Origin of the sequence: Thioalkalivibrio sp. ALJ16 (assembly GCF_000377345.1) — a bacterium.
GTDB lineage: Bacteria > Pseudomonadota > Gammaproteobacteria > Ectothiorhodospirales > Ectothiorhodospiraceae > Thioalkalivibrio.
Window position 1 is genome coordinate 243715 of sequence record NZ_KB898038.1, and the last position, 25503, is coordinate 269217.

29 protein-coding genes are annotated in these 25503 nt (G+C 69.1%); 13 read left to right on the top strand and 16 right to left on the bottom strand.

Annotated elements, in window-relative coordinates; translation table 11 throughout:
- Position 1: 1 nt before the first annotated feature.
- Entirely contained in the window at positions 2 to 1003 is a 1002-nt protein-coding gene (locus D000_RS0103165) for a zinc-binding alcohol dehydrogenase (protein ID WP_038047476.1), read from the bottom strand.
- Between the two features lie 153 nt (positions 1004 to 1156).
- Between D000_RS0103165 and D000_RS0103170 the strand changes: the two genes are divergently transcribed.
- The 3 genes from D000_RS0103170 to D000_RS0103180 all read left to right on the top strand — a co-directional run bounded on the left by D000_RS0103170 (position 1157) and on the right by D000_RS0103180 (position 3290).
- Entirely contained in the window at positions 1157 to 1942 is a 786-nt protein-coding gene (locus D000_RS0103170; RefSeq protein WP_026279732.1) for a CDP-alcohol phosphatidyltransferase family protein, read from the top strand.
- Positions 1939 to 2577 carry a YceI family protein gene (locus tag D000_RS0103175; protein ID WP_026279733.1) on the top strand — a complete coding sequence of 213 codons (639 nt, stop codon included), beginning with the start codon at positions 1939 to 1941 and terminating at the stop codon, positions 2575 to 2577. Before D000_RS0103170 ends, D000_RS0103175 begins: the two co-directional genes overlap by 4 nt.
- Before the next feature lie 500 nt (positions 2578 to 3077).
- Positions 3078 to 3290 (top strand): YjfB family protein, encoded by a 213-nt coding sequence (locus tag D000_RS0103180; RefSeq protein ID WP_018872110.1) that lies wholly within the window; start codon positions 3078 to 3080, stop codon positions 3288 to 3290.
- Positions 3291 to 3482: 192 nt separating this feature from the next.
- On the opposite strand, the gene D000_RS0103185 is transcribed toward D000_RS0103180, so the two are convergent.
- The 3 genes from D000_RS0103185 to D000_RS0103195 all read right to left on the bottom strand — a co-directional run bounded on the left by D000_RS0103185 (position 3483) and on the right by D000_RS0103195 (position 5813).
- Positions 3483 to 4088 carry a class I SAM-dependent methyltransferase gene (locus D000_RS0103185; protein ID WP_018872111.1) on the bottom strand — a complete coding sequence of 202 codons (606 nt, stop codon included), beginning with the start codon at positions 4086 to 4088 and terminating at the stop codon, positions 3483 to 3485.
- A 263-nt stretch (positions 4089 to 4351) separates the two neighbouring features.
- A complete protein-coding gene (gene folE, locus D000_RS0103190) occupies positions 4352 to 4999 on the bottom strand; it encodes a GTP cyclohydrolase I FolE (RefSeq protein ID WP_018872112.1) in 648 nt (215 codons plus the stop codon).
- 28 nt (positions 5000 to 5027) lie between these two features.
- On the bottom strand, positions 5028 to 5813 hold the full coding sequence (locus D000_RS0103195; protein WP_051074938.1) for a DUF3429 domain-containing protein: 786 nt from the start codon (positions 5811 to 5813) through the stop codon (positions 5028 to 5030).
- Positions 5814 to 5962: 149 nt separating this feature from the next.
- Here D000_RS0103195 and D000_RS0103200 point away from each other — a divergent pair, with 149 nt between their 5' ends.
- The 8 genes from D000_RS0103200 (at position 5963) to D000_RS0103235 (ending at position 13731) form a co-directional block, all read left to right on the top strand.
- On the top strand, positions 5963 to 7345 hold the full coding sequence (locus D000_RS0103200) for an NAD(P)/FAD-dependent oxidoreductase (protein WP_018872114.1): 1383 nt from the start codon (positions 5963 to 5965) through the stop codon (positions 7343 to 7345).
- On the top strand, positions 7346 to 8116 hold the full coding sequence (locus D000_RS0103205) for a DUF1365 domain-containing protein (protein ID WP_018872115.1): 771 nt from the start codon (positions 7346 to 7348) through the stop codon (positions 8114 to 8116).
- The gene (locus D000_RS0103210) at positions 8116 to 9372 is read left to right on the top strand and encodes a cyclopropane-fatty-acyl-phospholipid synthase family protein (RefSeq protein WP_018872116.1); all 1257 of its coding nucleotides are present in this window, start codon (positions 8116 to 8118) and stop codon (positions 9370 to 9372) included. The genes D000_RS0103205 and D000_RS0103210 overlap by 1 nt, the downstream gene beginning before the upstream one ends.
- A gap of 1 nt (position 9373) precedes the next feature.
- Positions 9374 to 10717 carry an MFS transporter gene (locus tag D000_RS0103215; RefSeq protein ID WP_018872117.1) on the top strand — a complete coding sequence of 448 codons (1344 nt, stop codon included), beginning with the start codon at positions 9374 to 9376 and terminating at the stop codon, positions 10715 to 10717.
- Complete coding sequence (locus D000_RS0103220) at positions 10714 to 11295, top strand: chalcone isomerase family protein (protein ID WP_018872118.1); 582 nt, start codon at positions 10714 to 10716, stop codon at positions 11293 to 11295. Before D000_RS0103215 ends, D000_RS0103220 begins: the two co-directional genes overlap by 4 nt.
- Before the next feature lie 331 nt (positions 11296 to 11626).
- The gene (locus D000_RS0103225) at positions 11627 to 12124 is read left to right on the top strand and encodes a GNAT family N-acetyltransferase (protein WP_018872119.1); all 498 of its coding nucleotides are present in this window, start codon (positions 11627 to 11629) and stop codon (positions 12122 to 12124) included.
- Between the two features lie 276 nt (positions 12125 to 12400).
- The gene (locus D000_RS0103230) at positions 12401 to 12883 is read left to right on the top strand and encodes a hypothetical protein (protein WP_018872120.1); all 483 of its coding nucleotides are present in this window, start codon (positions 12401 to 12403) and stop codon (positions 12881 to 12883) included.
- An 11-nt stretch (positions 12884 to 12894) separates the two neighbouring features.
- Entirely contained in the window at positions 12895 to 13731 is an 837-nt protein-coding gene (locus tag D000_RS0103235; protein ID WP_018872121.1) for a secretin N-terminal domain-containing protein, read from the top strand.
- Between the two features lie 480 nt (positions 13732 to 14211).
- Here the strand turns inward: D000_RS0103235 and D000_RS0103240 are convergent, their stop codons facing one another.
- From D000_RS0103240 to D000_RS0103275, 8 genes are all read right to left on the bottom strand, one after another.
- Positions 14212 to 15336: a porin gene (locus D000_RS0103240; RefSeq protein WP_018872122.1), complete on the bottom strand. Its 1125-nt coding sequence runs from the start codon at positions 15334 to 15336 to the stop codon at positions 14212 to 14214.
- A gap of 792 nt (positions 15337 to 16128) precedes the next feature.
- Positions 16129 to 16563 (bottom strand): type II toxin-antitoxin system VapC family toxin, encoded by a 435-nt coding sequence (locus tag D000_RS0103245; RefSeq protein ID WP_018872123.1) that lies wholly within the window; start codon positions 16561 to 16563, stop codon positions 16129 to 16131.
- A complete protein-coding gene (locus D000_RS0103250; RefSeq protein ID WP_018872124.1) occupies positions 16563 to 16814 on the bottom strand; it encodes a type II toxin-antitoxin system Phd/YefM family antitoxin in 252 nt (83 codons plus the stop codon). The genes D000_RS0103245 and D000_RS0103250 overlap by 1 nt, the downstream gene beginning before the upstream one ends.
- Positions 16815 to 17245: 431 nt before the next feature.
- Positions 17246 to 18433, bottom strand: a complete 1188-nt coding sequence (locus tag D000_RS0103255; protein WP_018872125.1) for an FAD-dependent monooxygenase — start codon at positions 18431 to 18433, stop codon at positions 17246 to 17248.
- Entirely contained in the window at positions 18430 to 19692 is a 1263-nt protein-coding gene (locus D000_RS0103260; protein ID WP_018872126.1) for an FAD-dependent monooxygenase, read from the bottom strand. Before D000_RS0103260 ends, D000_RS0103255 begins: the two co-directional genes overlap by 4 nt.
- Positions 19693 to 19855: 163 nt before the next feature.
- The gene (gene pepP, locus D000_RS0103265; protein ID WP_026279734.1) at positions 19856 to 21184 is read right to left on the bottom strand and encodes a Xaa-Pro aminopeptidase; all 1329 of its coding nucleotides are present in this window, start codon (positions 21182 to 21184) and stop codon (positions 19856 to 19858) included.
- Between the two features lie 32 nt (positions 21185 to 21216).
- Positions 21217 to 21822 (bottom strand): UPF0149 family protein, encoded by a 606-nt coding sequence (locus D000_RS0103270; protein WP_018872128.1) that lies wholly within the window; start codon positions 21820 to 21822, stop codon positions 21217 to 21219.
- Complete coding sequence (locus tag D000_RS0103275; protein WP_018872129.1) at positions 21822 to 22109, bottom strand: hypothetical protein; 288 nt, start codon at positions 22107 to 22109, stop codon at positions 21822 to 21824. The genes D000_RS0103270 and D000_RS0103275 overlap by 1 nt, the downstream gene beginning before the upstream one ends.
- 218 nt (positions 22110 to 22327) lie before the next feature.
- Between D000_RS0103275 and D000_RS0103280 the strand changes: the two genes are divergently transcribed.
- Together D000_RS0103280 and D000_RS0103285 are read left to right on the top strand one after the other, a co-directional pair.
- Positions 22328 to 22555, top strand: coding sequence for a hypothetical protein (locus D000_RS0103280; RefSeq protein ID WP_018872130.1), 228 nt, complete (start codon positions 22328 to 22330; stop codon positions 22553 to 22555).
- The gene (locus tag D000_RS0103285) at positions 22552 to 22854 is read left to right on the top strand and encodes a cell division protein ZapA (RefSeq protein ID WP_018872131.1); all 303 of its coding nucleotides are present in this window, start codon (positions 22552 to 22554) and stop codon (positions 22852 to 22854) included. Before D000_RS0103280 ends, D000_RS0103285 begins: the two co-directional genes overlap by 4 nt.
- Here the strand turns inward: D000_RS0103285 and ruvA are convergent.
- The 4 genes from ruvA to D000_RS0103305 form a co-directional block, all read right to left on the bottom strand.
- Complete coding sequence (gene ruvA / locus D000_RS0103290; protein ID WP_018872132.1) at positions 22851 to 23459, bottom strand: Holliday junction branch migration protein RuvA; 609 nt, start codon at positions 23457 to 23459, stop codon at positions 22851 to 22853. The genes D000_RS0103285 and ruvA overlap by 4 nt on opposite strands.
- On the bottom strand, positions 23456 to 23965 hold the full coding sequence (gene ruvC, locus D000_RS0103295; protein WP_026279735.1) for a crossover junction endodeoxyribonuclease RuvC: 510 nt from the start codon (positions 23963 to 23965) through the stop codon (positions 23456 to 23458). Before ruvC ends, ruvA begins: the two co-directional genes overlap by 4 nt.
- A gap of 21 nt (positions 23966 to 23986) precedes the next feature.
- Positions 23987 to 24727 (bottom strand): YebC/PmpR family DNA-binding transcriptional regulator, encoded by a 741-nt coding sequence (locus D000_RS0103300; protein ID WP_018872134.1) that lies wholly within the window; start codon positions 24725 to 24727, stop codon positions 23987 to 23989.
- A 133-nt stretch (positions 24728 to 24860) separates the two neighbouring features.
- Entirely contained in the window at positions 24861 to 25490 is a 630-nt protein-coding gene (locus D000_RS0103305; RefSeq protein ID WP_026279736.1) for a triacylglycerol lipase, read from the bottom strand.
- Positions 25491 to 25503: the final 13 nt, after the last annotated feature.

The window sequence follows — 25503 nt, forward strand, 5'->3', positions numbered from 1 at the left end:
TTCAGTAACGGATACGATGGCAGAGCGTCTGCGCCGCCTCCGGCCCGGTCACGCGCGCCATCACCGTCGGCAGGTCGGCGAACGCATCCTCCCCGGTAATCAGGGCATCCAGGGCCGGTTCGGTCAGGAGCGACAGCGCCAGCGCCAGGCGCCGCCGGTAGTCCCAGCGCGCGGCGCGGTCGGGCGGCAGACGCCCGACCTGGGAACTGCGCAGCGTCAGCCGCCGCGAGTGAAAGCCCTCGCCCAGCGGCACCGGTACGGCGCGGTCGCCGTACCAGCTCATCTCCACCACGCGCGCCTCCACACCCGCCAGCGCCAGGGCCTGTGTCAGACCGTCCGGGTTGCCACTGGCGTGCAGCACCCGATCGAGCCCCTGCAGGTCAGCATCCGCAGCGGCAGCCGCCGGCGTGGCCAGACGCAGCCCCAGCCGCTCCGCCACCGCCGCACGCGCGGGGTTGGGGTCGATGACGCTGACCTCGGTGCCCGGGATGGCCCGCAGCAGCCAGGCCGCCAGCAGCCCGACCACCCCGGCCCCAATCACCGCGATACGGTCCCCGGGACCGACCCGGGCATCCCAGACTGCGTTGATCGCGGTCTCCAGGTTGGCGGCCAGCACCGCGCGCTCGGAGGGTACCGCATCCGGGATCGGCACCACCGCCGTGGCCGGCACCACATACGCGCTTTGATGCGGATACAGGCAGAAGACCCGCTGGCCCGGCTCGATCCCGGAGTCGCCCCCCGCCTCGCCGCCCTCGATCACGCCGACGCTGATATAGCCGTACTTCACCGGCCCGGGAAACGCCCCTTCCTGAAACGGCGCGCGCATCGCCTGGTACTGGCTCTCGGGCACACGGCCATGGAACACCAGGGATTCGGTGCCCCGGCTGATGGCCGAGAACCGGGTGCGCACGCGCACCTCACCGGTGCCGGGTTCCGGCAACGGCTGCGGGCGCAGCTCGCCGGTGCCCGGCGCCATGACCCAGAAGGCCTGCTCCGGCGTCATCACCAGCACCCGGAACCCGACGCGACCGGCTTGCGGCATTTCATCGTCATCCGCGCAGTGTGGGCGAAGCGCCGGATCAGCGGCAACTCCCGCCACGGCCCGTGGTCCATCAAACAAACCCGGGCGCACGCGCCGGAGGGCTACAATCCCGACATGATCTCGTCCGATCTCAAGCCATACCCCGGCGCACGCCTGCGCAACGGTGCCCGTACCTGGGCCGCAGACTGGGTGCTGGCCGGTCTCTGCGGGCTCGGCGTCACGCTGGCCCTGCAGGCCCATACCGGCCTCTCCGGCCCTGCGCTGCCCCTTGCCTACGGCCTGCTCTGGCTCGGGCTGGGCGGGCTGCTCGCGGGCACGACGCCGGTGGCCGGCCTGCTGCCCGGTCGCCGCGGGCCCGGCCCGGCCAACCGAATCACGCTGCTGCGCGCGAGCCTGACCGTCCCGCTGGCGGCCCTGGTGCTCACAGCCCCCGCAGCGGACACCCTGCTGGCGCTCTGGATCATCGCCCTTGCGGCCGTGGCCCTGCTGCTCGACGGCGTCGACGGGGCGGTGGCCCGCCGCAGCGGCAGCAGCACGGCCTATGGCGCACGCTTCGACATGGAGCTGGACGCCGCGATGATCCTCGCGCTGGCGCTACTGGCCTGGCAGCTCACCCCGGTCGGTCCGTGGGTCGTCCTGATCGGGCTGATGCGCTACGCCTTCGTGCTGGCCGCCCGGCCATGGCCATGGCTGGCCGCGAGCCTGCCGCCCAGCCGTCGGCGCCAGGCGATCTGCGTCCTGCAAACCGTGGTCCTGCTGCTGGTGCTGACCCCCGCGCTGCCCGCCGCTGCGGCCAGCGCCGTCGCCCTGGGCGGCCTGCTCGCGCTGACTCTCTCCTTTGCCGTGGATATCCACTGGCTGTACCACCACTCGACGCCCGCTGATGGAGGTGCGCAATGACCCCTACCCGCAACAACCGATCCCCCCAAAACCGGCTCGGGTGGATGCCCTCCCTGCTGCTGGCACTCGCCCTCGTCCTGCCCGGCAGCGCGCTGGCCGGGACCGACCGCTGGGTCATCGACCCCGACCACTTCGCGGTCGGGTTCCTGGTGGACCATGCCGGTTTCGCCAAGGTCATGGGGATGTTCCTGGAGGCCGAGGGCGAGTTCAGCTTCGACCCCGCATCCGGCGAGCTGGAAGGCGGCTACTTCGTGATCCAGACCGACAGCGTGTTCACCAACCATGCCGAGCGCGACGACCACCTGCGCAACCCGGACTTCCTGAATGTCGAGGAATACCCGGAGATGCGCTTCACCGCCACGCGCTACCAGCCCACCGGCGACAACACCGGACGCCTGAGCGGCGGGCTGGAACTGCTCGGCGAGACGCGCACCATCCACCTGGACGTGACCATCAACAAGGTCGCGCGCTATCCGTTTCCGCTCGGTGGCCTGTTTGGCCGTCCGTACGTGCTCGGCGCATCAATGCGCGGGAGCTTCAACCGCTCGGACTTCGGCATGACCTACGGCCTGACGCGCGACATCGTCGGTGACGAGGTCGAACTGATCATCGAGTTCGAGGCCCAGCGCCAGTAACCTCGAACGGCCGGATGGATTCACCGCGAAGCGCACGAAGAAGGGCAAGGACGGACTGCACCACAGAGGGCACTGAGGACACGGAGAAGGACTGACGACAGGGCGGCGCGCGCTGGAGTCGACGTGGCTGACCGGCGCGCAGGGCACGGGGCCACGCTCCCCCGTCATCCCGGCCCCAGCGTCCCCTCTTCGTCATCCCGGCCGTAGCGCAGCGGAGAGCCGGGATCTCCACACGCCGGTCCAGCCCCAACGTACGGGTACCCCATACCGTTGAGATCCCGGATAACCGCCGCGCGGTTTCCGGGATGTCGAAGCAGGGGACGGCTGGAGACCCGGGCACGCACCGACCTTGAGCCTGGCTGACGCTCGTTGCTAATCAGGTTCTGAAAAAAAATCCGGTTCAAGGGCTCAAGTCTGCGGCGATGCCGCCGTCACCGGGGGCAGGTCCGTCCCGCGCTTGAGCGCAACGGGCCTGTACATTCAGAACCGGGAGTACCGTGATGGACGCAAGCGCGATTGCCGCGATGGCCACGCAAAACAGCCAGCAGCAGCTGGCGCTGCAGAAGGACGTGGCCGTGCAGAAGAAGGCGATGGAGTCGCAGGAGGTTGCCGCCCAGTCCCTGCTGCAGGCGATGCCCGACATCGGCGAGATGCAGGCCGCCACTCAGGGCCTGCCGGACAACGTCGGCACCAACATCAACACCACCGCCTGAGACGTTACCGACCATCCGCCCAGAAAGGCCCCGGCGCATCCATGCCCGGGGCCTTCACATTACGGGGCCATCACCGGCCCTGCTCCGGCAACGATCGACTTTCTCCGTGTCCTCCGTGACCTCTGTGGTTACATGCCCTTGCCCTTCCTTCGTATCTTCGTGCCCTTCGTGGTGAACAAACGCCCTTGCCCTTTATCCCCCATCCACGGGCGCGCGGCAGACCCGTGCCGCGAAGCGCCGCATCACGCCGCGCGCGACGCGGTCATCGGGGTCGATGCAGAAACCGGCGCGCTCCACCGCGGCCTCGGTATCCCGGTTCGGGTGACAGCCGCCGGTGATGCAGGTCCAGGCCGGCTGCACCCGGTCCTGGGCGCGGGCCAGCAGCGGCCGCGTATGACGCACATGCTCCAGCATGCGCAGCTCGCCCGCCTCCGCCAGCACCCGACGCACCTCGCCGAGCGCCTGTGGCGGGTCCTGCACGCTGCAGAACACCAGGCCGGAGACCACGGTATCGAAGGTGCCATCGGCAAACGGCAGGGCCTCGGCCCGCGCCACTACCAGCGCCGCGGAAGGCGCCCTGCGCCGGGCCCGGCGCAGGGCCGCCAGGTCCGGGTCGATGCCGATAACCCGCTCCGGCCCCGCGTACAGCGGCAGGTCGCGCCCGGTCCCGCAGCCGATCTCCAGCACCCGGCCCCGCGCACCCGTGACCAGCCGCCGGCGCCAGCGGCGCAGGCCAAGCACCTCGGCCACGCTCATCAGGCCGTCATACAGCCAGGGGATCTGTTCCAGTCCGCGCATCCGACCTCCAGAGGGCCGTGCCCAGCCGGAGGCCGCCCCGGCACGGCGGTTCGCAGGCAAAACGTGAACGCCACCACATTCTTTCGGCCCCGCGCAGGAACCTGTTCCGGTGCGGCCTGTCCACGTACTTAAGTTGCGGGAAATGTCGGCTCCCTGGCAACGGCAGCCGATATCCGCCGTTCAGACGCGAACCCTCCATCACACGGGTGTCTGAACGATTTTGGGCCCGGCCATCGCGCCGGGCCTTTTTTTGTCCGCGCGACTCAGCCCGCGGTGCGGCCAATCAGGTTCAGGAATTCACGGCGGGTGCGGCCGTCCTCGCGGAACGCGCCCAGCATCACCGAGGTCGCCATGGAGGAGTGCTGCTTTTCCACCCCGCGCATGGTCATGCACATGTGCTTGGCATCCACCACCACACCAACCCCCTTGGCCCCCGTGACCTGCATCAGCGCCTCGGCAATCTCGCGGGTCAGGCTCTCCTGGATCTGCAGGCGGGCGGCGAACATGTCCACAATGCGCGCGATCTTCGACAGGCCGATCACCTTGCCGTCGGGCAGATAGGCCACATGCACCTTGCCGATGATCGGCAGCAGGTGATGCTCGCACATGGAGTACAGCTCGATATCGCGCAGCAGCACCATCTCGTCGTTGTCGGAGGAAAACAGCGCCCCGTTGACGATGGTATCCAGGTCCTGGTGGTAGCCGCGCGTCAGGTACTGCATCGCCTTGGCGGCGCGCATCGGCGTATCCAGCAGGCCCTCGCGCTGCGGATTTTCGCCCAGCCCGGCGAGGATCGCACGGTAGTGTTCGGCCAGGGCCTCGGGGGCCGCCAGCGGCTGGCCGGCGGCCACCACGGGCCCGGCGTTGATGCGGGCTTGTGCATCCATGGTCGAATCCTTGTCTTCGCTCATTCTTGCTTGTTCCTCGTTCCGGCCCGGATCAGGCCACCAGCGTCACCGCAAGCCCGGAGGCCAGGGCCAGCATAGCCCCCGCCGTCAGCACCAGGCGCAGGCCCAGGTAACCCGGGGGCAGGGCCCGCTGACGCAGGCTCATGCGGTCCACCCAGAGCACCCCAAGAAACAGGGCCGCCAGCGTCATCAGGGCCTCCGGCAGCGGCTGCAATACGGCCAGCCACGCCAGGATGGACGGCACGACCGCCCACACCGGGGCCTGCAGCGGCCCCACGCGGTGCTGCCGGTCCGCCAGGTAGATGCCCCAGTGGATCGCCCCCAGGAACGACAGGATCACCGCACCATAGAGCGCCAGGGCCTCCAGCGCGAAAGCCTGCCATTCCGGCTGGGCCATCCAGGCCGCCGCCCCGAAAAACACAAAGGGTATCAGGCCGCCATAGCCCAGTACCTGCAGGGCCGGCGCCGGTGCATCCGGTCGCACCGTATCCGCGGGTGCGCGGGTCGCACTCGTCCCCAGATACGCGCGCAGCTCCGGAAGGCCGCCAATCGCGCCGTCGCGGGCAACAAAGAAGGGCAGCACCGAGGCACCCGTCGCCTGCTGCAGGGCATGGAACTGCTCGCGATTGTGCGCGGAACCCATGCCCCACTCCAGGCGCAGCCAGCGCCCCGGGCGCGTCGCCTCCAGCAGGGCCTCGGCCTCGCGCAGGTCCGACAGCCCCGAGGTGATGGCCACGATCTCGTGGGTCGCCAGCGCCTCGCCTACGGCTGCCGGCCAGGCCGCATCCGGCCGGTCGTTTCCGCTGTCCTGTGCCACGTCGTACTCCTTTTCTTCACCGCTCGCCGCATCCGGTCCGGCCTCGATTTTCGCCTCCAAGGGTCGATACCGGAGCCAAGGCTATTTACAGTGATTGTACAGCTATTGTATAAGTTGTCCATCACCCCCTGGTCTGGAGATTCTCTGCCATGAAACGCTCGCGCATCGCTGTCATCGGCGGCGGCATCGCCGGCCTGTCGGCGGCCTGGATCCTCCAGACCCGGCATCAGGTCCGGTTGTTCGAGGCCGAACCCGCGCTCGGGGGCCATGCCCACACCGTGGAGGTCACCGATCCGCAGGGCCCGACCGCCATCGATACCGGGTTCGTGGTGTACAACGAACGCAACTACCCGCTGCTGACGCGGCTGTTCGCGGAGCTGGACGTGGCCACCCAGGACACCGACATGTCCTTCGCCTACTCGCGCCAGCCCCATGGCGTGGAGTATGCCGGGTCGGATCTCAACACCCTGTTTGCCCAGCGCCGCAACCTGCTGCGCCCGCGCTTCCTGCGCATGGCCAGCGACATCCTGCGTTTCAACCGTCTCGGCAGGATGCTGTTCGAGCGTGGCGAGAGCGCGAACGGCACCCTGGGAGCGTTCCTCGACCGCCACCGCCTCGGCCGCGGCTTCGCCGAGGACTACCTGCTGCCCATGGCCGCGGCGATCTGGTCCTGCCCGCCCGAGGAGATCCGCGAATTCCCGGCCGCCAGTTTCCTCCAGTTCTTCTACAACCATGGCCTGCTGGATCTGCGCGACCGGCCGCAGTGGCGCACGGTGACCGGTGGCAGCCGCGAATACGTGCAGCGCCTGGCCGCAAGGCTGGAACCGGGCACCACCGTCCATCGTCCGGTGCGGGCGGTGCTGCCCGAGTCCGGCCAGTGGCAGGTCCTGACGGATGACCAGGTCTCCGGCTTCGACAGCGTCGTGTTTGCCTGCCACGCGGATACCGCCCGCTACCTGCTGAACGCCGCGGACCCCACGCGTGACCGCCTGCTGGCGGCCTGCCGATTCCAGTCCAACCGCGCCGTGCTGCACACCGACCCGGACCTGATGCCGCGCTCGCGGCGGGTCTGGTCGTCGTGGAACTACCTCAGCGGTCACCACGGCGATTCCCGCAGCCGGGTCTCGGTCTCCTACTGGATGAACCGCCTGCATCGGCTGGAACGACGCCAGGACTACATCATCAGCCTGAACCCGCTGCGCGAGCCCCACCCGACCACGGTACTGCGCGAACAGAGCTGGGAGCACCCGGTGATGGACACCGCCGCCGAGGCCGCACGCGCACGGCTGGCCGCGACCCAGGGCGAGGACGGCCTGTACTTCGCAGGCGCCTGGATGGGCTACGGCTTCCACGAGGACGGCCTGCGCTCGGCAGTACACGTCGGCCAGGCCATGGGCATCGAACCGCCGTGGTCACAGCCGATCGGCACACGGGGCGCACCCGCCCACAGTCCACTCGACACCCGACCGGTTGCGCACAGGGGCGGTCCCGCCCCTGCCGGCGCGCCCGCCGCACGCTCGCGGGCCGCCTGAATGGACGCGGCCCTGGTACCCGGCTGGGTGATGCACCAGCGCTTTTTTCCGCAGCAGTACCGGTTTCGCTATCCGGTCATCAGCGCGCTGTTCGATATCGACCGGCTGGCGGAAACCACCCGGCGCTGCCGCCTGTTCTCGCTGGACCGGCGTAACCTGTTCAGCCTGCGCACGCGTGATCACGGCCCGCGCGACGGCCGCCCCTGGCGCCCCTGGATCGAGACCCGCCTGGCCGAGCACGGCATCGAACTCGCCGGCGGCCGCATCCGCCTGCTGACCATGCCGCGGGTACTCGGGCACGCCTTCAACCCGCTCAGCATCTGGTATGCCTGGCATGCCGACGGGGGGCTGCGTGCCATCCTGCTGGAGGTGCGCAACACCTTCGGCGAGCACCACCACTATCTGCTGCACGAGAACGGCGCACCCATGGCCCTCCCGGTACGCCAGCAGAAGGACAAGTCCTTCCACGTATCACCGTTCATCGACATGCACGCGCGCTACGCCTTCACCCTGACGCCCCCGCGCGCGGAGGCCGGTGCCTCCCTGCGCATTGCCATCAACGAATACCAGGACCAGGAACTGATGCTCACGGCCACCCAGCACGGCCGTCTGCGCCCGTTCAACGACCGTGCGTTGCTGGGCGCATTCCTGCGCAAGCCCTGGATGACCCTCAGGGTCCTGCCCCTGATTCACTGGCAGGCACTCAGGATCTGGTGGCGCGGCGGGCGCTATCACCCGCGCCCGCCGCGTCCGGCACAGGAGATCGACTAATGTCCCTCGACCAACTCGACACCCCCCAAGTCGCAACCGCCCGCCGTGACTGGGCCCTGCGCCTGATCGCGCGGGCGCTGAAGGACATCGACAGCGGACAGATCACCCTGATCGGCCCCGGCGGCGATCGCGTCACCGTACGCGGGCGCCGTGCCGGCGCCGAGGCGATCTGGCACTTCCGGCGCCCGTGGCGCGCGATCCTGCGCCTGCTGCGCCACGGCGACATCGGCTTTGCCGAGGGCTTCATCAGCGGGGACTGGTTCACCCCCGACCTGCAGGCCCTGCTGCGCTTCGCCACCGACAACCAGGACGCGGTGGCGGCCCTGGCGGACCGTCCCGGCTGGCAGCGAGGCATCGACCGCCTGCGCCACTGGATGCACCGCAACAGCCGCCGCGGCAGCCGCGCCAACATCCGCTTTCACTACGATCTCGGCAACGACTTCTACGACCTGTGGCTGGACCGCAGCATGAGCTACTCGTCGGCCCTGTTCACCCGCGGCGACGAGGCCCTGGAACAGGCCCAGTCGCAGAAATACGCACGCCTGCTGGACCAGCTCGATGCCGCCCCCGGCGCGCACATCCTCGAAATCGGCTGCGGCTGGGGCGGCTTTGCCGAGATGGCCGCGCAGCGCGGCTACCGGGTCACCGGCGTCACCCTGTCGCAGGAACAGCTGGACTACGCCCGCGCGCGCATCGAGCGCGCTGGCCTCGAGGACCGCGTGGAACTGCGCCTGCAGGACTACCGCGATCTGGAGGGCCGCTTTGATCACGTGGTGTCCATCGAGATGTTCGAGGCGGTAGGCGAACAGTGGTGGCCGACCTTCTTTGCCAAGGTCCGCGAGTGCCTGCGCCCGGGCGGGCGCGCGGCGCTGCAGGTGATCACCATTGCCGAACAGGCCTTCGAGTACTACCGCCGCAATGCCGACTTCATCCAGCTCTACATCTTTCCCGGTGGCATGCTGCCTTCGGTCCCGCGCTTCAACGCGGAGGCCGAGCAGGCCGGCCTGACCGTCGCGGATCAGGCCTTCTTCGGGGCGGACTACGCGCGCACGCTGCGGCACTGGCACCAGGAGGTGCGTCAGGCCGAGCCGGTGATCGAGGCGCTGGGCTACTCGCCGTCCTTCCTGCGCATGTGGCGCTACTACCTGGCCTACTGCGAGGTCGGCTTCGACACCGACCGCGTGAACCTGATGCAGGCCGTCCTGCAGAGCCCGGCCCAACCCGGGATGCAGGACGACCGCACGGCGACCCAATGAAGTGAACACCCTGCGCTGGCCGCGGCTGTTCGCCTACGGCGGCCTGGGCATGCCCCTGGCCGTACTCGGGCTGCCGCTGTATGTGTTCCTGCCGGCGCACTACGCCGAGCACACCGGGCTGGGCATAACGCTTGTCGGGCTGCTGCTGCTCCTGGCGCGGCTGCTGGACGTGGTCACCGACCCCCTGATCGGCCATTTGTCCGACCGCATCCCCGGAGCCTGGCGCCGGCGCGCGGTGATGCTGGCCGGCGTGCCACTGCTGCTGGTGGCCGCCCCGTTCCTGTTCCGCCCGCCGGAAGATGCCGGGGCCGGCTACCTGCTGTTGTTCAGTACCCTCGTCTACCTGGGCTGGACGCTGGTGGCCCTGCCCTATGCGGCCTGGGGTGCCGAGCTGTCCGGCGACTACCACGAACGCTCTCGCATCACCGCCGCGCGCGAGGGCTTCGTGGTGCTGGGCACGGTCACCGCCGCCGCACTGCCCGCGGTCCTCGGGCTGCAGGATGACGCCGGCGCTGCACTGGCCGCACTGGCCGTGCTGCTGTGGGTGCTGCTGCCGCTGGCCTTCGTGGTCCTGCTCTGGCGGGTGCCGGAGCGGCCCGGCCGCCTAAAACCCGTGCCCTGGCGCGCGGGCTGGGGCCTGCTGCTGGCCAACCGGCCGTTCCGGCGCCTGGTCCTGGCCTGGGTCCTCAACGGCACCGCCAACGCGATCCCGGCCACGCTGTTCCTGCTGTTCATCACCCATGTACTGGAGGCCCCGGAACACGCCGGGCCGCTGCTACTGGTGTACTTCGCCACCGGCATCCTCGCACTGCCCCTGTGGCTGCGCCTCGCGCGCCGCCTGCCCAAGCACCAGGTGTGGACGCTCTCGATGCTGCTGGCATCGAGCTTCTTTATCTGGGTCCCGTTCCTGGGGTCCGGCGACGTACTCGCGTTCTACGCGATCACCGTACTGACCGGACTCAGCCTCGGGGTCGATCTCGCCCTGCCGGCCGCGATGCAGGCCGACGTAATCGACCAGGACACCGCCGATGGCGGTGGCGAACGCGCCGGGCTCTTCTTCGGCCTGTGGGGAATGGCCACCAAGCTGGCCCTGGCCCTCGCCGTCGGGCTCAGCTTTCCCCTGCTGGGCGCGGCCGGGTTCTCGGCCGCGGGCGACAACGGCCCCACCGCCCTGCTGGTACTGGCACTGGCCTATGCCGGCCTGCCGGTCCTGTTCAAGCTCGCCGCAATGGCCCTGATCTGGCGCTTCCCCATCGATGCCGACGCCCAGCACGCGCTGCGCGAACGCATCCACGCGCGCGAGCAAGCCACCATCCCCGTCCAGCCCGGAGGCAACACCCCATGAAACCTGGCCATCGCTTCATCCCTGCCACCCTGGCGCTTGTGCTGACGCTGTTCCTCGCCGCACCCGCCACGGCGGAAACCGAGATCGACGGCGTCACCTTTGCCGACGCCATCACCATCGACGACACCCAGGTGCCACTGCGCGCCGGACGCCTGTACCGCTACACCGTCTTTCGCGTCTATGTCGGGGCGCTGTACATCCCCGAAGACGTCACCCCGGACGCCGTGCTGACCGCGGATGTCCCCAAGCGCCTGGAACTGGAATACCTGCGCGCGATCAGTGCCGACGACTTCCGCCGCAGCGGCAATCGCCTGCTTGAGGACCAGCAGGACGCGGAGACGCTGGAGGCCCTGGCCGAGCGCCTGGAGACCTTCAACGCCGCCTACCGCGACATGGAGGCCGGCGACCGCTACGCGCTGGAATACCGCCCGGGGCATGGCACGCGCCTGCTACAGAACGGCACGCCGCTGGTCGAAGTCCCCGGCGCCGACTTTGCCGAGGCCTACTTCGGCATCTGGCTGCATCCGGAGAACCCCCTGTCACGCCGCTTCCGCGACACCCTGATCGGCCAGAGCTAGCAAGACGCTCCATGCACACGCGGCGAGGGCGATGCCCTCATCGCGAAGCGCACGGGCCTTCGCCACCTGCGGGCGCGCCCCGCAATCGCGGGGTGCCAACACGCGGCGGCAATTCCCTCAGCCCGACACGCGCCTGCATCCAGGGCCACCCGCCGCGCCATGAACCGGCCGGCCCGTATTCCGCGAAACCCTTCACAGGAAGATTGCCCCGGCCTGGACTAGACTCTTCCGTCCGGGGGCAGGACCAGGACGGTCCAGGGCGCCACCCGGCGGCAGACGCCATCGCCTGCGGCCAGCGGCTCCTGTACAAGGCGTTCCGGAGGAGGATTCCATGCAGCAGCGCATCACCTTTCGGGAGGCCAGCTGGCCTGCCGACGCCGGGGCCCTGTCCCGTATCCGCCACGAGGTATTCGTCGAGGAACAACACGTCCCCGAGGCCCTGGAATTCGACGGCCTCGACGCCGCCGCCCTGCACTGGCTGGCCAGCGGGCCGGACCAGGAACCGGTCGGGACCCTGCGCATGCTCCCGTCCGGGCAGATCGGGCGCATGGCCGTACGCGCCGCCTGGCGCGGCCATGGCATCGGCTCCCGGCTGCTCGAATGCGCCCTCGATGCCGCCACCCGCCACGGCTGGAAGGAAGTCTGGCTGAACGCGCAGAGCGCACGCATCGGCTTCTACGCCCGCCACGACTTCTTCGTGATCAGCGACACCTTCGAGGATGCCGGCATCCCCCACCGCCGCATGCTGCACCGCATCCAAAGCCCGATCCCGCGCCCGGCGACGCCCCATTCCCATGCCACCCACAACCACGCGACCCAGCCACTGTAACCCCGCTGGCGCACCCCCGTGGGAGCCGGCTCGCCGGCGAAGCCCCTGCCAAAGTCGGAGGCGGGCAGGAGCTTCGCCTGCAAGCAGGCTCCCACAGGAGGCTTGTACGGATCTCACAGATCCTGCTTACCCGCTTCCACCACCGTACCCATGCCTCTGAATAACGGCCGAAACGCTCCGCTCACCCCCTCGAGGCAAACGACCCTGAACAATGATGCGAACGCACCCCCACTACCCTATGCTGAGAGAAGGACCGTCAAACCGAGCGAGCGCCCAATGACCGCCCCCGAACGCGACCCCACCCTGAGCGATGCCGAGGCCCTGCTGGCCGAACTCCTGACTGCCGCCCGCCGCCGGTTCTGGCTGCACACACGCGTGGCCCTGCTCGCGGAGATCGCCGGGGCCGACCTCGGCGCCGAGCTCGCCGGTATTGCCCGCCGCCACCGGCATACCGACATCCGCCTGCTGGTGGACGACGACCTTGCGCTGAAGGAACAGCTGCCGAGCCTCGTCGAGAGCATCAAGCGCCTGCCCACCGCCGTCTCGGTACGGCGGCTGGACGCCAGCGAGGAAAGCCCGCTCACCCTGACCGCCATTGCCGACCACAGCGGCTGGATGCAGCTGACCCAGGCCGGTGGGCGCCGCATCCTGCGCGGCGACATTGACGACCGCCCCGGCACCCAGCGCGCGGTGCAGGACTTCGAGGCGCACTGGAGCCTGAGCGACGAGGCCGTCGAACTGCGGCGTCTGATGGTGTAGCCCGAGCGCCCATGAGCACCCCCGGTCGCAACCCGCCCCCGCCGCGCCGCCGCCTGCTACGGGTCCTCGCCGCCGCAGGCGCCGCGCTCGTCCTGCCCGTCGCGGCCCGCGCGCGCGATCCCCATGCCGAGGTCGCGGTACTCCCGTTGCGGAACCGCCCGGCCGGCGAGATCCTGGACGAGCTGCAGGCCCTGTTCGGCGACACCGCCACGCTGCGCGCGGATGGCTTCCGCCTGCTGGTACGCGCGGACGCAGCCACCATGCAGCAGATCCGCGCACTCGTCGCCGAGCTGGATCACCCCGCGCGCGACCTGCTGCTGTCCGTCCGCCGAAGCGCCGAGGCCCCCGGCCGCGAACACGGCACCGGCATCGATCTGGAGACCGGCCCGGCAGGCACCCGCGCCCGCGGCACGGTCTCGCGCCGCATCACCACCCGCCGCGAAGACCTGACCCAGCAGCTGCGCCTACGCGAAGGCACCAGCGCCACCATCCTGGTCGGCGAGACCGAGCCCGCCGGCTTTCGCCTGATCGCGGGGCGCGCAGGCGTCGGTGTCGAACCCCTGGTCCAGGACACCACGCGCGGCTTCCGCGTCCGCCCGCAGCTCCAGCCGGACGGGCGCGTGCGCGTGGAGATCGAGCAGCTCCACGAACGCCCCGCCCCGGGCGGCCCCGGCCGTATCGACCGCCAGGCCCTGACCACCGCCATCACCCTCGAACCCGGGCGATGGCACCCCGTCGCCGGCGTCGAGCAGACCCTTGAGTTCGACACTCGTGGCCTCGCCTCCCGCCGCACCACCCGCGACCGCGACCACTTCACCCTGGAACTCCGCGTCACCCCGATCGACTGATATTCACCCACCACACCCGAACACCCCCGGCTAACGCACTCATCGAATCGCGCCGCACCCGCAACGCCGCCGCCAAACCCGCGCGGCATATCCCCAAAGCAAGATCCCGGATCGTCATCCCGAAAACCGCGCAGCGGTTATCCGGGATCTCCCGCCTTCGCCAAAGCACAGCCCTCGGGTAGTCCCGACATCCTGGATCCCGGCTCTCCGCTGCGCTCCGGCCGGGATGACAGCGGGAGACATCAGCCAACTGGATGACACCGAATTGAGAAGCCGGGATTCACCGGCGCCAAACGAAGGCAGCCGCCCCACGCTGCACCGCCACGGCACATGCGCGAAGGCGCCCAGATGGCGAGCCACCAGCCCCAAACATAAAAAAGGCCCCAAACGGGGCCGAAAGATACGCACAAAAAACGGGGCCCCTGGGGGCCCCGCCAATACGTACAACTGTATTGTTATACCGCTCGAAGCGATTCGGGCTTAGAAGGACACCCGCAGACCGGCACCGACCTGAGTGGTCGAGGTGGATCCAGCAGGAGCGACCTCACCTTCGGACAAGGCCGAGATATCACCGTGGGCCAGACCGCCGGTGACAAGGGAGTTGTTGTCCTGATCGGTGTAAGCCACACCCGCAAAGGCCATCACGCGGTTGCTGAAGTTGTGCTTCATGCCCAGGGCGACGTAGTCAGTGTTGTTGTTCGAACCGCTGTTGCGGGTATGACCCAGGTTCAGCACGAAGTCGTTACGACCCATGGTGTAGGTGCCGGACAGGAAGAACACGTCGCTGTCAGCCACGCGAGCGGGCAAGCCGTCGATGTCGACACGAACGTTTTCGTATTCACCCACCAGGCGGAACGGACCGGAGCTCCAATCAACGCCCAGCTTGGCCAGACGAGCCTTATTGAGGCCGAAGGAGTCGGGGTCATTAGACGTATCGAAGGGGTCGTCGATAGAGGCATAATCATCGGCGTACATGTAGGCCGCGTACAGGTCGATGTCGCCGAGGTCGAAGTTCAGGCGAGCAGAGTAAGCGCTGTCGCTGTTATCGCCGTTGTTGACGTGCGCCATACCCACGAGGCTGACCATGCCGAAGCTGTTGGAGTAGGCGATGGTGTCGTTCAGGTAGCTGCCGTTACCCAGACCACCGAACGGGCCCACGCGGCCACCGTTAAGTCGACCCTGCATGAAGGTCGCGTTCAGCGGGTCCTTGCCAGCGGTGGTGTAGGAGGTGGCCATACGACCCATGCGCACGGTACCGAAGTCGCCGCTCAGACCCACGAAACGATCACGGGCCGAGAAGTCGTTCGAGCCATTGACGGTGAAGTCCTGCTCGATCTTGGCGATCGCGGTGAGGCCATTGCCCAGGTCGTGACGAATGTTGACGCCGAACTGGTTCGGGCCGGCGCCGTCGAGGCCACCAAGTGCGCCACCGGCGTCACGGATACGCAGCTCGGAGCTCGGATCAGCCTGGCCGTCGATGCTGACCGAGTCATAGACGGCCTGGCTCTGGATCTGGCCGAACAGGGTGACGTTGGTGTCGGCGGCGGCGAAGGCCGGGACTGCGAAGGCGCCGGCAACGGCGACTGCGAGAATCTGTTTCTTCATGTTGCGTATCTCCCAGGAGAGGTATGTGTTCGTAATCTACGCCTGCATCCACGGGCGATGCCGCGAATGACAGGTGTTTTATATACACCACGGTGTCGCGTTTCAACCCCCGGGCGGGAAAAAATTGCCACAGTGCGGGTGAATCCGGGCGATACGGCGCGTTTCGATAGATCAAGCACTTGCGCGCAATGCCTGCGACGATGCGCGAAATGGCTCGCAAGCCCCTGAATCCTATTGTTTATCGAGATTTTCTTATTCGCCTCTGGCGCGCGATTTCGCGGATTTGCTCAGGTTTTCCTTATTTTTTCCGGTTTGCGGTGTTGGCGTGATTTTTCCGTGCCGAAGGCGATACCCAGCCGCGTTGTGTTTATGCAACAAGCAGAGATTCGGGCAGGGTCACGCGCCGAGTGTGGCGGAAAGCACACACTGGGTGCGGCAGTGCGAGCGTGGGTTGTGACGACTCGGGGGCTTTCGGGCTTTGGCGGGGGCTTCGCGGGCAAGCCCGCTCCCACTGGGGGGGAGGGCGAGGTTGACGACCAAACACAGACCGGAGGTTCAAGGGGAATCCCTCTCGTTCGGTCATCTCGGGAACCGCAGCGCGGTTATCCGGGATCTCGAGCATTGGTGGTAGCGCGAATGCGGGGTGTCGCTCCGACGCTGGAGATCCCGGCTCTTCGCTTCGCTGCGGCCGGGATGACGACGGGGCGGCGGATATAGGCGGCGCATGCTGCTGAGGCGGGTTGAGGGTGACGGCGCTGGCTGCGGCGATCCGATTGAAACTCGACGGAACCGTCAGGCGCTGTTTGCGAACACAGCGACCCCGGCTCGGCGAGCCGCGATGATCAGGGCCTGGTCCAGTGTGGCAAGGGTGGCGCCGTACTGAAGCGCGAGTGCGAGATAGGAGGCATCGTACGCGGAAAGGCCATAACGCCTGGCCAGTTGAAGCGTAAGGCCGAAGACCGGATCGATGCCGCCGGGATCAACGGCCACCATGAGATCCTGCAGTAGCGCGAGGAAACGCGTGGTTTCCGCTTCGGTCACCAGGCCCTGGCTTTCCGCACGGGCGACCACGTTGGCGACCTCCAACGGCCAGACGGATGGCGCGATCAGACGGATATCGCCCGACTCGATGGAACGCAGGACCGTTGCCGCGACTTCCCGGTCGGCGGCACTACCATCGGACAGCAACCAGCGCATCACGATGGAATTGTCGAGCACGAGATCCATCAGTCACGTCCCGACTCGACGAGGGCCTTGATATCCACCTTCCCCCGCGCTGGGGCCTCGGCCATCAGCTGCCGGAGACTCCGTGCGGCCTGCACACGTCTGGGCGCATCGTCCTCCTCCAGTGGCACAAGCGCAGCCACAGGACGGCCCCGCTGGGTGATGGTAAAACGCCCGCCGGCCTGCACCTTCCTGAGGAAACCGGAAAGGTGTGTCTTGGCATCGTGAGCCCCGATGATTTCGTGATGAGACATGCTTGCACCTTTATGGACCAGTGGGTGGACCGGTTGACATCAATATAGCACGCACAAAAACCTGCGGCGGCGCGCGGGTAAGCGGGTAAGAGGTTGATAGCGCCGATGGAGAGTCCCGGCTTTGGCAGGAGCTTCGCCGCCAAGGCGGCTCCCACGGGGCGAAGGCGGGCGGAGAAGATGCGCCGGTTGGGACGGAGCGGTATAGGGATGATTCGGCTTGTGGCGCGCGAATGATGCCGTCGGGGCTTTCGGGCTTTGGCGGGGGGCTTCGCGGGCAAGCCCGCTCCCACGCGGCTGCACCGTGGGAGCCTGCTTGCAGGCGAAGCTCCTGCCCGTGCCGACCTTTGGCAGGGGCTTCGCCGCCGAGGCGGCTCCCACGGGGCGAATGCGGGTGGAGAAGATTCGGCGGTTGGATAGCTGAGTGGTTGCAGCTAGTCGAGGCCGAAGGCGCGAAGGGCGAGGCGGCGTTTTAGCGGGGTGGCCTGGTCGACCAGGCGGATGCCGAGGCCGCGTAGCTCGGGCAGGCCGGCGGCGTGGGTGGCGAAGATCAGGCGGAAGCCGTCCATGGCGCGTTGCATGAAGGCATTCCCGGCGCGGCGGTCGCGGGTGTAGGCGCGCAGTACGGTCTCGGCGCCGGGGTCGCGGCGGGCGGGGCCATGCAGGCGCTCGACCAGGGCGCGGGCGTCGGCCAGGCCGAGGTTCAGGCCCTGCCCGGCCAGCGGGTGGATGGTGTGGGCGGCATCCCCCGCCAGCGCCACGCGGCCGTCGTGATAGGTACGGGCGTGGCGCGCGACCAGCGGGAAGCTCGCGCGCCGGGAGGTGGCGGTGATCGCACCCAGGCGGTGGTCGATCGCCTCCGCCAGCGCCTCACAGAAACCGGCGTCGTCCAGGGCCAGCGTCGCATCCGCCTGATGCTCGGGCTGGGACCAAACGATAGAACTGCGCCCGTCGGCCAGCGGCAGGAACGCGATGATCTGGTCGTCGACGAAGCGCTGCCAGGCGGTGTCCTCGTGCGGGCGCTCAGTGGTAACAGTCGCGACCACGCCGCGGGCGTGATAGTCCTGCTCGCGCACCGGGATGCCCATGCGGTGCCGCAGTGGGGAGTGCGCACCGTCGGCCGCGACCACCAATCGGGCGGAGGCGAGCCGCGCGTGCTGCGGGCCGTAGAGGTCGACCCGATCCGGGCGCGCATCCACGCTCTTCCATTCGGTCTCCGGCCACAGGGTGACCCCGGCGGCCTCCAGTTCCGCCCACAGCACGGCCTCCAGCGCGGCGTGCTCCACGGTCCAGCCCAGCGCCGGCACGCCCAGCTCGTCGGCATCAAAGCGGATATGCCCCGGGCCGTGCGCGTCCCACACGCTCATGCCGGAGAAGGCGTGGGCACGGCGCGCCTCCAGCGCGTCCTGCACGCCCAGCGTGGCGAGGAAATCCATCGAGGCGATGTTCAGCGTCGCCACCCGCGTGACGGGCGTGGCGTCAGTAAAGGCGGGCGCGGCATTGCGCTCCAGCAGGCCCACGCGCAGGCCCTGGCGCGCCGCGCCCAGCGCGATGGCGCCGCCGACGGCACCGGCACCGACCACGAGCAGATCGAGCACCTCACCTGTGCCGCGTGCGCTCATGCCACGCCCTCCGTATCCGGCCGGGCGAGATGCCGGGCGGTGTGGCGCGGCAATGGGCCGAGGCCCATGGCCGCGCGGGCGAGGCGGTCCCGCGCGGGGCGCAGGCGGTCGACGGCCATCATGCCGCCGCCCAGCGCGTGCCCGCGCAGGCCGGCCGCGTGCAGCATGCCGCGGGCCAGGAAGTCAGTCGTGGCGACCACCCCGGTCACATCGCGACGACGGGCCCGCGCATAGGCTTCGAGCATGGCCGCCGCACCGGGATCGGTCACGAAATGCGGGGTGCCGTCCGGCTCGCGCCCATCACGCAGGGCGCCCAGCAGGGTCGCGACATCGCGCAGGGACAGGTTCAGACCCTGCCCCGCCACCGGGTGCACCGCGTGCGCGGCATTGCCCAGCAACAGTGCGCGCTCCGCGACCGGCTCGGGGGCATGCACCCGCTCCAGAGGAAAACGCACTACGCGGCCAGCCGGACGCAGGCGGCCCAGGGTCCAGCCGAAGCGGGCCTGCAGCTCGCGCAGGCGCTCGGCCTCGTCCAGCTCCAGCCGCCGCTCGCAGGCCTCCGGCGGGGCCACCCAGACGACGTTCATCCGGCCATCCGCCTGCGGCAGCAGGGCCAGCGGCCCCTCGTCGGTGAAGCGCTCGAAGGCTTGGCCGTTGTGCGGCCGCGCCGGTTGCACGTCGAAGACCAGGGCATCCGCCGCATAGCGCAGGCGGTTCACCGGCAGCCCCAGGGCCTTGCGCGTGGGGGACTGGATGCCGTCGGCGGCCAGGATCAGGCGGGCGGCCCAGACCTCCTCGCCTTCGACGCCGTCGATGTGCAGCACGCGGCGCCCATCCGTCACGTCCCCCACGCCCGCCAGCGTGGACTGGTAGCGCACATTCACACCGGCATCGCGGCAGGCCGCGTCCAGCATCGGCTCCAGCGCGACGGCCGGCACCACCTGCCCAAGGGCATGGCGGCCATGGTCGGCGGCATTCAGATACACCCGCCCCAGCACGCCGCGACGGCTGACAACGATGGAACGGATCGCGGTGGCCCGCTGCGCCAGCGGCGCCCAGTAGCCGAGATCGTCGAGGAACTGCACCGAGCCGGCCGCCAGGGCATAGCCACGAGTGTCGTTGGCGTGTGCATCCGGTGCAGGCGGCGCCCCGCGCTCGAACAGCGTGACCGCATAGCCCGCACGCGCCAGGGTGCAGGCGGCGAGGCCGCCGACCGGCCCACCGCCGACGATGGCGATGTCGCAGGTGTTTGTTGTCAAGATCCACCCCGCAAGGACAGGCCCGACGCCCCATTCGCCTGCAAGCAGGCTCCCACGGAGGATCGTGCATGCTGCCCCCTGTAGGAGCCTGCTTGCAGGCGAATCGCACCGGTCCGGACTCCCGGTCGTTCATTGAAACGGAAGAGACGATGGGCGGGCATGGTCAGTCCCAGCCCGGGAGGTCGCCGGCCATGCAGGCCTCGATGTCGGCGACGGTCTTGGGGCAGTCGGCGGTGAGGACCTCGCAGCCGTCGCGGGTGACGGCGACGTCGTCCTCGATGCGCACGCCGATACCGCGCAGCTCCTTCGGCGCATCGCTGTAGGGCCCGAAATAGAGCCCGGGTTCCACGGTCATCACCATGCCGGGTTCCAGCTGGCGCCAGGCATCGCCGACGCGGTAGTCGCCGACGTCGTGCACGTCCAGCCCCAGCCAGTGGCCGGTGCGGTGCATGTAAAACGGGCGGTAGGCCTGATCGCGGATCAGCTTGTCCAGGCGGCCCTTGAGCACGCCCAGCTCCTTGAGCCCGCGGGTCAGTTCGCGCACGGCGGTGGCGTGCGGGGTGTCCCAGTCGTTGCCCGGGCGCACCTCGTCGATCGCGGCAAGCTGGGCGGCCAGCACGCACTCGTAGACCTCGCGCTGGCGGGCGTCGAAACGGCCGGAGACCGGGAAGGTGCGGGTAATGTCGGATGCATAGCCCTGTACCTCGCAGCCGGCGTCGATCAGCAGGAGATCGCCGGCGTTCAGCTCGGCGCGGTTCTCGATGTAGTGCAGGATGCAGCCATTCTCGCCACCACCGACGATGGAGGGATACGCGGTCTCGGTTCCGTAGCGGTGGAACTCGTGCAGCAGCTCGGCCTCCACCGCGAACTCGGTCAGGCCCGGCCGGCAGGCCTGCATGGCGCGCACATGCGCCTGCGAGGAGATCGCGGCCGCGTGACGCATCAATTTGAGCTCGGGGGCCTTCTTGAACAGCCGCTGCTCGTGCAGGTGGTGCTCCACCGCGACGAACTCGTGCGGCGCGCGCACGCCGTTGCGGGCCTTGGCCCGCACCCGGTTGACCCAGCCGAACAGGCGCTGGTCCAGCGGCTCGTCGCGCCCGAACGGTGCGGCCAGCACGGCGCGGTTCTCCATCAGCCCCGGCAGGATCTCGTCGATATCCTCGATCGGGAAGGCGCACTCGGCCCCATAGGTCTCCATCGCGCCGTCCGGCCCGGCCCTGCGGCCCTGCCAGGTCTCCTGGGTCGGGTCGCGGTCGCGACAGAACAGGATGTATTCGCCGGCCGGGCGCCCCGGCACCAGCACCGCCACCGCATCCGGCTCCGGGAAGCCGGTCAGGTAGAGGAAGTCGCTGTCCTGACGGAAGGGGTACTCGACATCGCGGTTGCGGGTGCGCTCGTGAGCGGCAGGGACGACGATGATCGCCTCCGGCCCGAGCGCCCGCATCAGGCGCTGACGGCGCCGGGCGAACTCGCCCTGGGGGATCTCCGGCATCCGGCCCGGCCGGGGGCTGCGTCGCGTCGAGGTCATTGCATCGGGATCCGTTTCGGGTCGTCCGGGGCCAGCTCGTCGGCGATCAGCAGCACGCCCACGCGCACATATTCATTGAGCTCCTCGAAGGCGGCGGCGTTCTCCTCGTCGTCGTCCGGCTCCAGCTCGATGCGCGCGATCTCGGCAAAGTCGCGCAGGATCTCGCTGGCCTCGGCCGAGGGCTTGAGCTTGCCCAGACGCGGCGTCTGACCCAGCCCGGCGATGAAGCCGTCCACCCATTCCGAAAGGGCCTGCGCCTGCGCCTCGATGGCCTCGTCCTCCGGGAGCAGCGGACCAAAGCCCAGCTCGACGTCATACAGCTGGGCCAGCAGGGCGCGCCGGATTGCCTCCACGGTCTTGCCAAAGCTTTCGCCCGCACCCGTGGTCAGCGGCATCGCCTCCCCGAGGCTGCGCTCCAGCGCCGCCACGTCCGCGCCTGGGTCCGCCACCAGGCAGCCGGTGAACAGCCCATGGGCGGAGGCCGGCGTCTGCGCGAAGCCCATGCTGCGCAGGCCATGCGCCAGCTGCTCGCGCAGGGCATCCGGGTCGCGCTCCAGACCCGCCTGCGACTTGGCGTTGCCGGTGCCGCGCGCATCCGCCATCAGAACGACTCCAGCCGCGCTTCGTAGGGGAACAGCAGGAAGCGGTAGAGATCGTCCCCCACCTGCAGGTGGGTGAACTGCGGCTCGCCCAGCTTGATCGCACTGGAACCGGTGGAAGACAGCATGTTGAGACCGAAGCGCTTCTCCTCGATCAAGGCGTTCAACAGCTGTTCCAGCTCCGTATGCGGCACGGTCCCCGTGTTGTCGACGATACGGCAGGGCTTTCCGTTGTGCGCGGTGCCCTCGATCACGGTGGCGTCGGGGCCGGGTTCGGGGGGCTGGGTCATGGGCAGCAACACTTTCTGTGAACGGGATTCGCCGTATTGTGGCCAGCGCGGGCACCGGGCCGCAACAAACCCCGGCGTGGCAGGTGTGCGACCTGCAAAAAGTGAATGTGTTCCAGCAAGAAGATGGCCCAAGTTGACGCTTCGCGCGAAGCCCTCCTAGACTCCATGAATCCATCGACCCGCGGCGGATGCCGCGTTTGCCATTGGGGCCCGAGGCCATGCAGCCGAACGACGATTCCGCAATCGACCCGACCGCCCGTCTGGAAGCCGCGATTACGCGCCTGCTCGAGGAACACGCGACCCTGCGCGAGCATAACCACCTGCTGCAGGAACAGGTGCGCCAGCTCAAGGGGGAACGCGCCGCCTTCAAGGAACGCAACGAGCAGGCCCGTCACCGGGTCGAGAACATGATCGCGCGCCTGCGCTCGATGGAGCATAGCGAATGAGCAAGTCCGAACCCGTCCGCATTTCCATCATGGGCAAGGAGTACCAGATTGCCTGCCCGCCGGAGGAGCGCGCCGACCTGTTTGCCTCGGCCTCCCTGGTGGACGAGCGCATGCGCGAACTGCGCGATGGCGGGCGCGTGGTGGGGGCCGAGCGCATTGCGGTGATGGTGGCGCTGAACCTGGCCCACGATATGCTGGACTGCCAGCAGCAGGCTGGTGGCGCGGATTCGGGCGCCCAGTCGGCGCGGCTGGTCGACCTGGCCGACCGCATCGAAAAGAGCCTCGGCTCCTCGCGCTAGCGCTTGACGGTGGAGCGCAGGGCGAGACGCACCAGCGTCTCCAGCGAATCCGCCTGGCCGCGGACCGCCGCGACCATCTTCTCGGCGCTGGCGCGGGGGTAACCCAGCGACTCCAGCGCCGCCAGCGCCTCGCCCTCCATCTTGGCAGCAGGCGTGGACTCGCTGCCCGCCGCCGCCCCGGCGGGCGCAGCGGCAAAGCCCATCTCCGCGAGGCGCTCGCCCAGCTCCAGCACCACCCGTTCGGCGGTGCGTTTGCCGATGCCCGGCACCTTCGCCAGCCCCGTGACGTCACCGCCACTGATCAGGCCGGCCAGCTCGTCGCCGGCATAGGTGGAGAGCATGGCCAGGGCCAGCTTCGCGCCAATGCCATTGACCCGGATCAGGCGGCGAAACAGATCCCGGTCGCGCTTGTTCAGAAAGCCGAACAGCTGATGCGCGTCCTCGCGCACCACCAGATGCGTCGCCAACACGACCGTCTCGCCCGGCTCCGGCAGCGCCGCCAGCGTGGACAGCGGGACATCGACCTCGTACCCCACCCCGCCGGCGTCGATAACGACGCCGTGGACCTCGCGTGCGATCAGGCGCCCTTCCAGTCGCGCAATCATCGCCCGCCCCCGATCACCGCTGCCCCGGCAAGGCGAGCGTTGTGCTGTTCGGTATGCGCGTGGCAGAGCGCCACGGCCAGGGCATCGGCGGCATCGCTGCTGGCCGGTTCGGACAGACGTAAAAGCTGCTGCATCATGTGCTGGACCTGTTCCTTGTCCGCCCCGCCGACACCGACCACGGCCAGCTTGATCGCGCGCGGGGCGTATTCGTGTACCGCGAGCCCGGCCTGGGTCGCAGCGCAGATCGCCGCTCCGCGGGCATGCCCGAGCTTGATCGCGGACTGGGCATTGCGCGCGACGAATACCGTCTCGATCGCCAGCACATCGGGCTTCAGCTCGGCGATCACCTCGGCCACCCCGGCAAAGATCTCGCCCAGGCGCTCGGGGAATGCGCTGGCCTTCGGCCGGATCACGCCATGCCCGCAGGAGCGGCCCTGGCTGCGCGTGTATTCGATGACCCCGAAGCCGGTAATTCGGGACCCGGGGTCGATACCGAGGATGCGAATGCCGCTCACAACCCCGCCGGATCAGTCACCGCCCATCTCGGCGGGGAAGTCGGCGTTGGTGTAGACGTTCTGCACGTCGTCGAGGTCGTCCAGCATGTCCAGCAGCTTGAGGATGGACTCGGCGGTATCCGCATCCAGCGGCGCCAGGGTGTCCGGACGCCAGGTCACCTCCGACTGCTCCGGCTCCAGCCCGTGCTCGACCAGCGCCTGACGCACGCTCTGGTAGGCATCCGGTTCGGTGATGACCTCGATGGCGCCGTCCTCCTCGACCTGCACGTCCTCGGCCCCGCCTTCCAGCGCGGCCTCCATCACGGTCTCCTCGTCCGGACCGGGGGCAAAACGGATCACGCCCTTGTTCTGGAACAGGTAGGCCACCGAACCGTCGGTCCCCAGGTTGCCGCCCATCTTGGAGAAGGCGTGCCGCACCTCGGCGACCGTGCGGTTGCGGTTGTCGGTCATGCAATCGACCAGGATCGCCGCGCCACCCGGCCCGTAGCCCTCGTAGCGAATCTCCTCGACGTTGTCGCCGCCGCTCTCGCCGGCGCCGCGCTTGGCCGCGCGCTCGATGGTGTCGCGGGTCATGTTCGCACCCAGCGCCTTGTCGATTGCCAGGCGCAGGCGCGGGTTGGTCTCCGGGTCCGAGCCGCCCTGACGCGCGGCAACGGTGATCTCGCGGATCAGCTTGGTAAAGAGCTTGCCGCGCTTGGCGTCCTGGGCATTCTTGCGGTGCTGGATGTTCGCCCACTTGCTGTGGCCTGCCATTCGGTCACGACTCCTGGTTGGGTTCGGTGGCAGCGGTCCCGGCATGCCGGCGGACCGCAGGATGCGCACAGTCTAATCGCTGGGGCCGCGGTAATCACGAATGCGGGCGGCAGGACCCTGCGCTCGTTTGATATCAGGGCAGGAACTCGCCCGCCTCGAGAAAATGCAGGGTCTCCCGCGCCACCGTGGCGTCGAACAGCATGCCCATGTGCGAGACCGGCAGGGTCAGGTGGCGCGAGACATCCGGGCTGCGGGTCTCGTCCGCCGCCACGATGCCGTCATGCGGGTGCGGCAGGCGCGCGAACAGCGGGCCCGGCCCGAACCCCCGGCTTCCGGCCAGCATCCCGATCTCGCGCCCGCGCAGGATGGGACTGCCGCCCAGCAGCCCGCGGTCCAGCGCGGCCCCCAGCCACCAACGGCCGAGCCGGTTGCGCGCCAGACGCGCGGCCACCCGGCTGCCCGCCAGCGGCGAGCCCAGCATCACGATGCGGCCAGGGCGCTGGACCGGGGCCACGGTGAACAGATGGCGGACGATGATGCCGCCGAGGCTGTGGGCCACCAGATGCACCAGGTCGCCGGGCACTGCCTCAACGAAGGCGGCCAGGGCGCGTGCCGCCTGTTCCGGGGTCTGGCGGCGCGAGGCATAGTGGAAGCGATGGACCTCCAGCCCGGCCGCGCGCAGCCGGCGCTCCAGCAGCGCCAGCTCCAGGCCCGGCATATGCCAGCCATGGACCGTGACCACGCTGGCGCGCATACCGGCCACGGCGGGCAGGCGC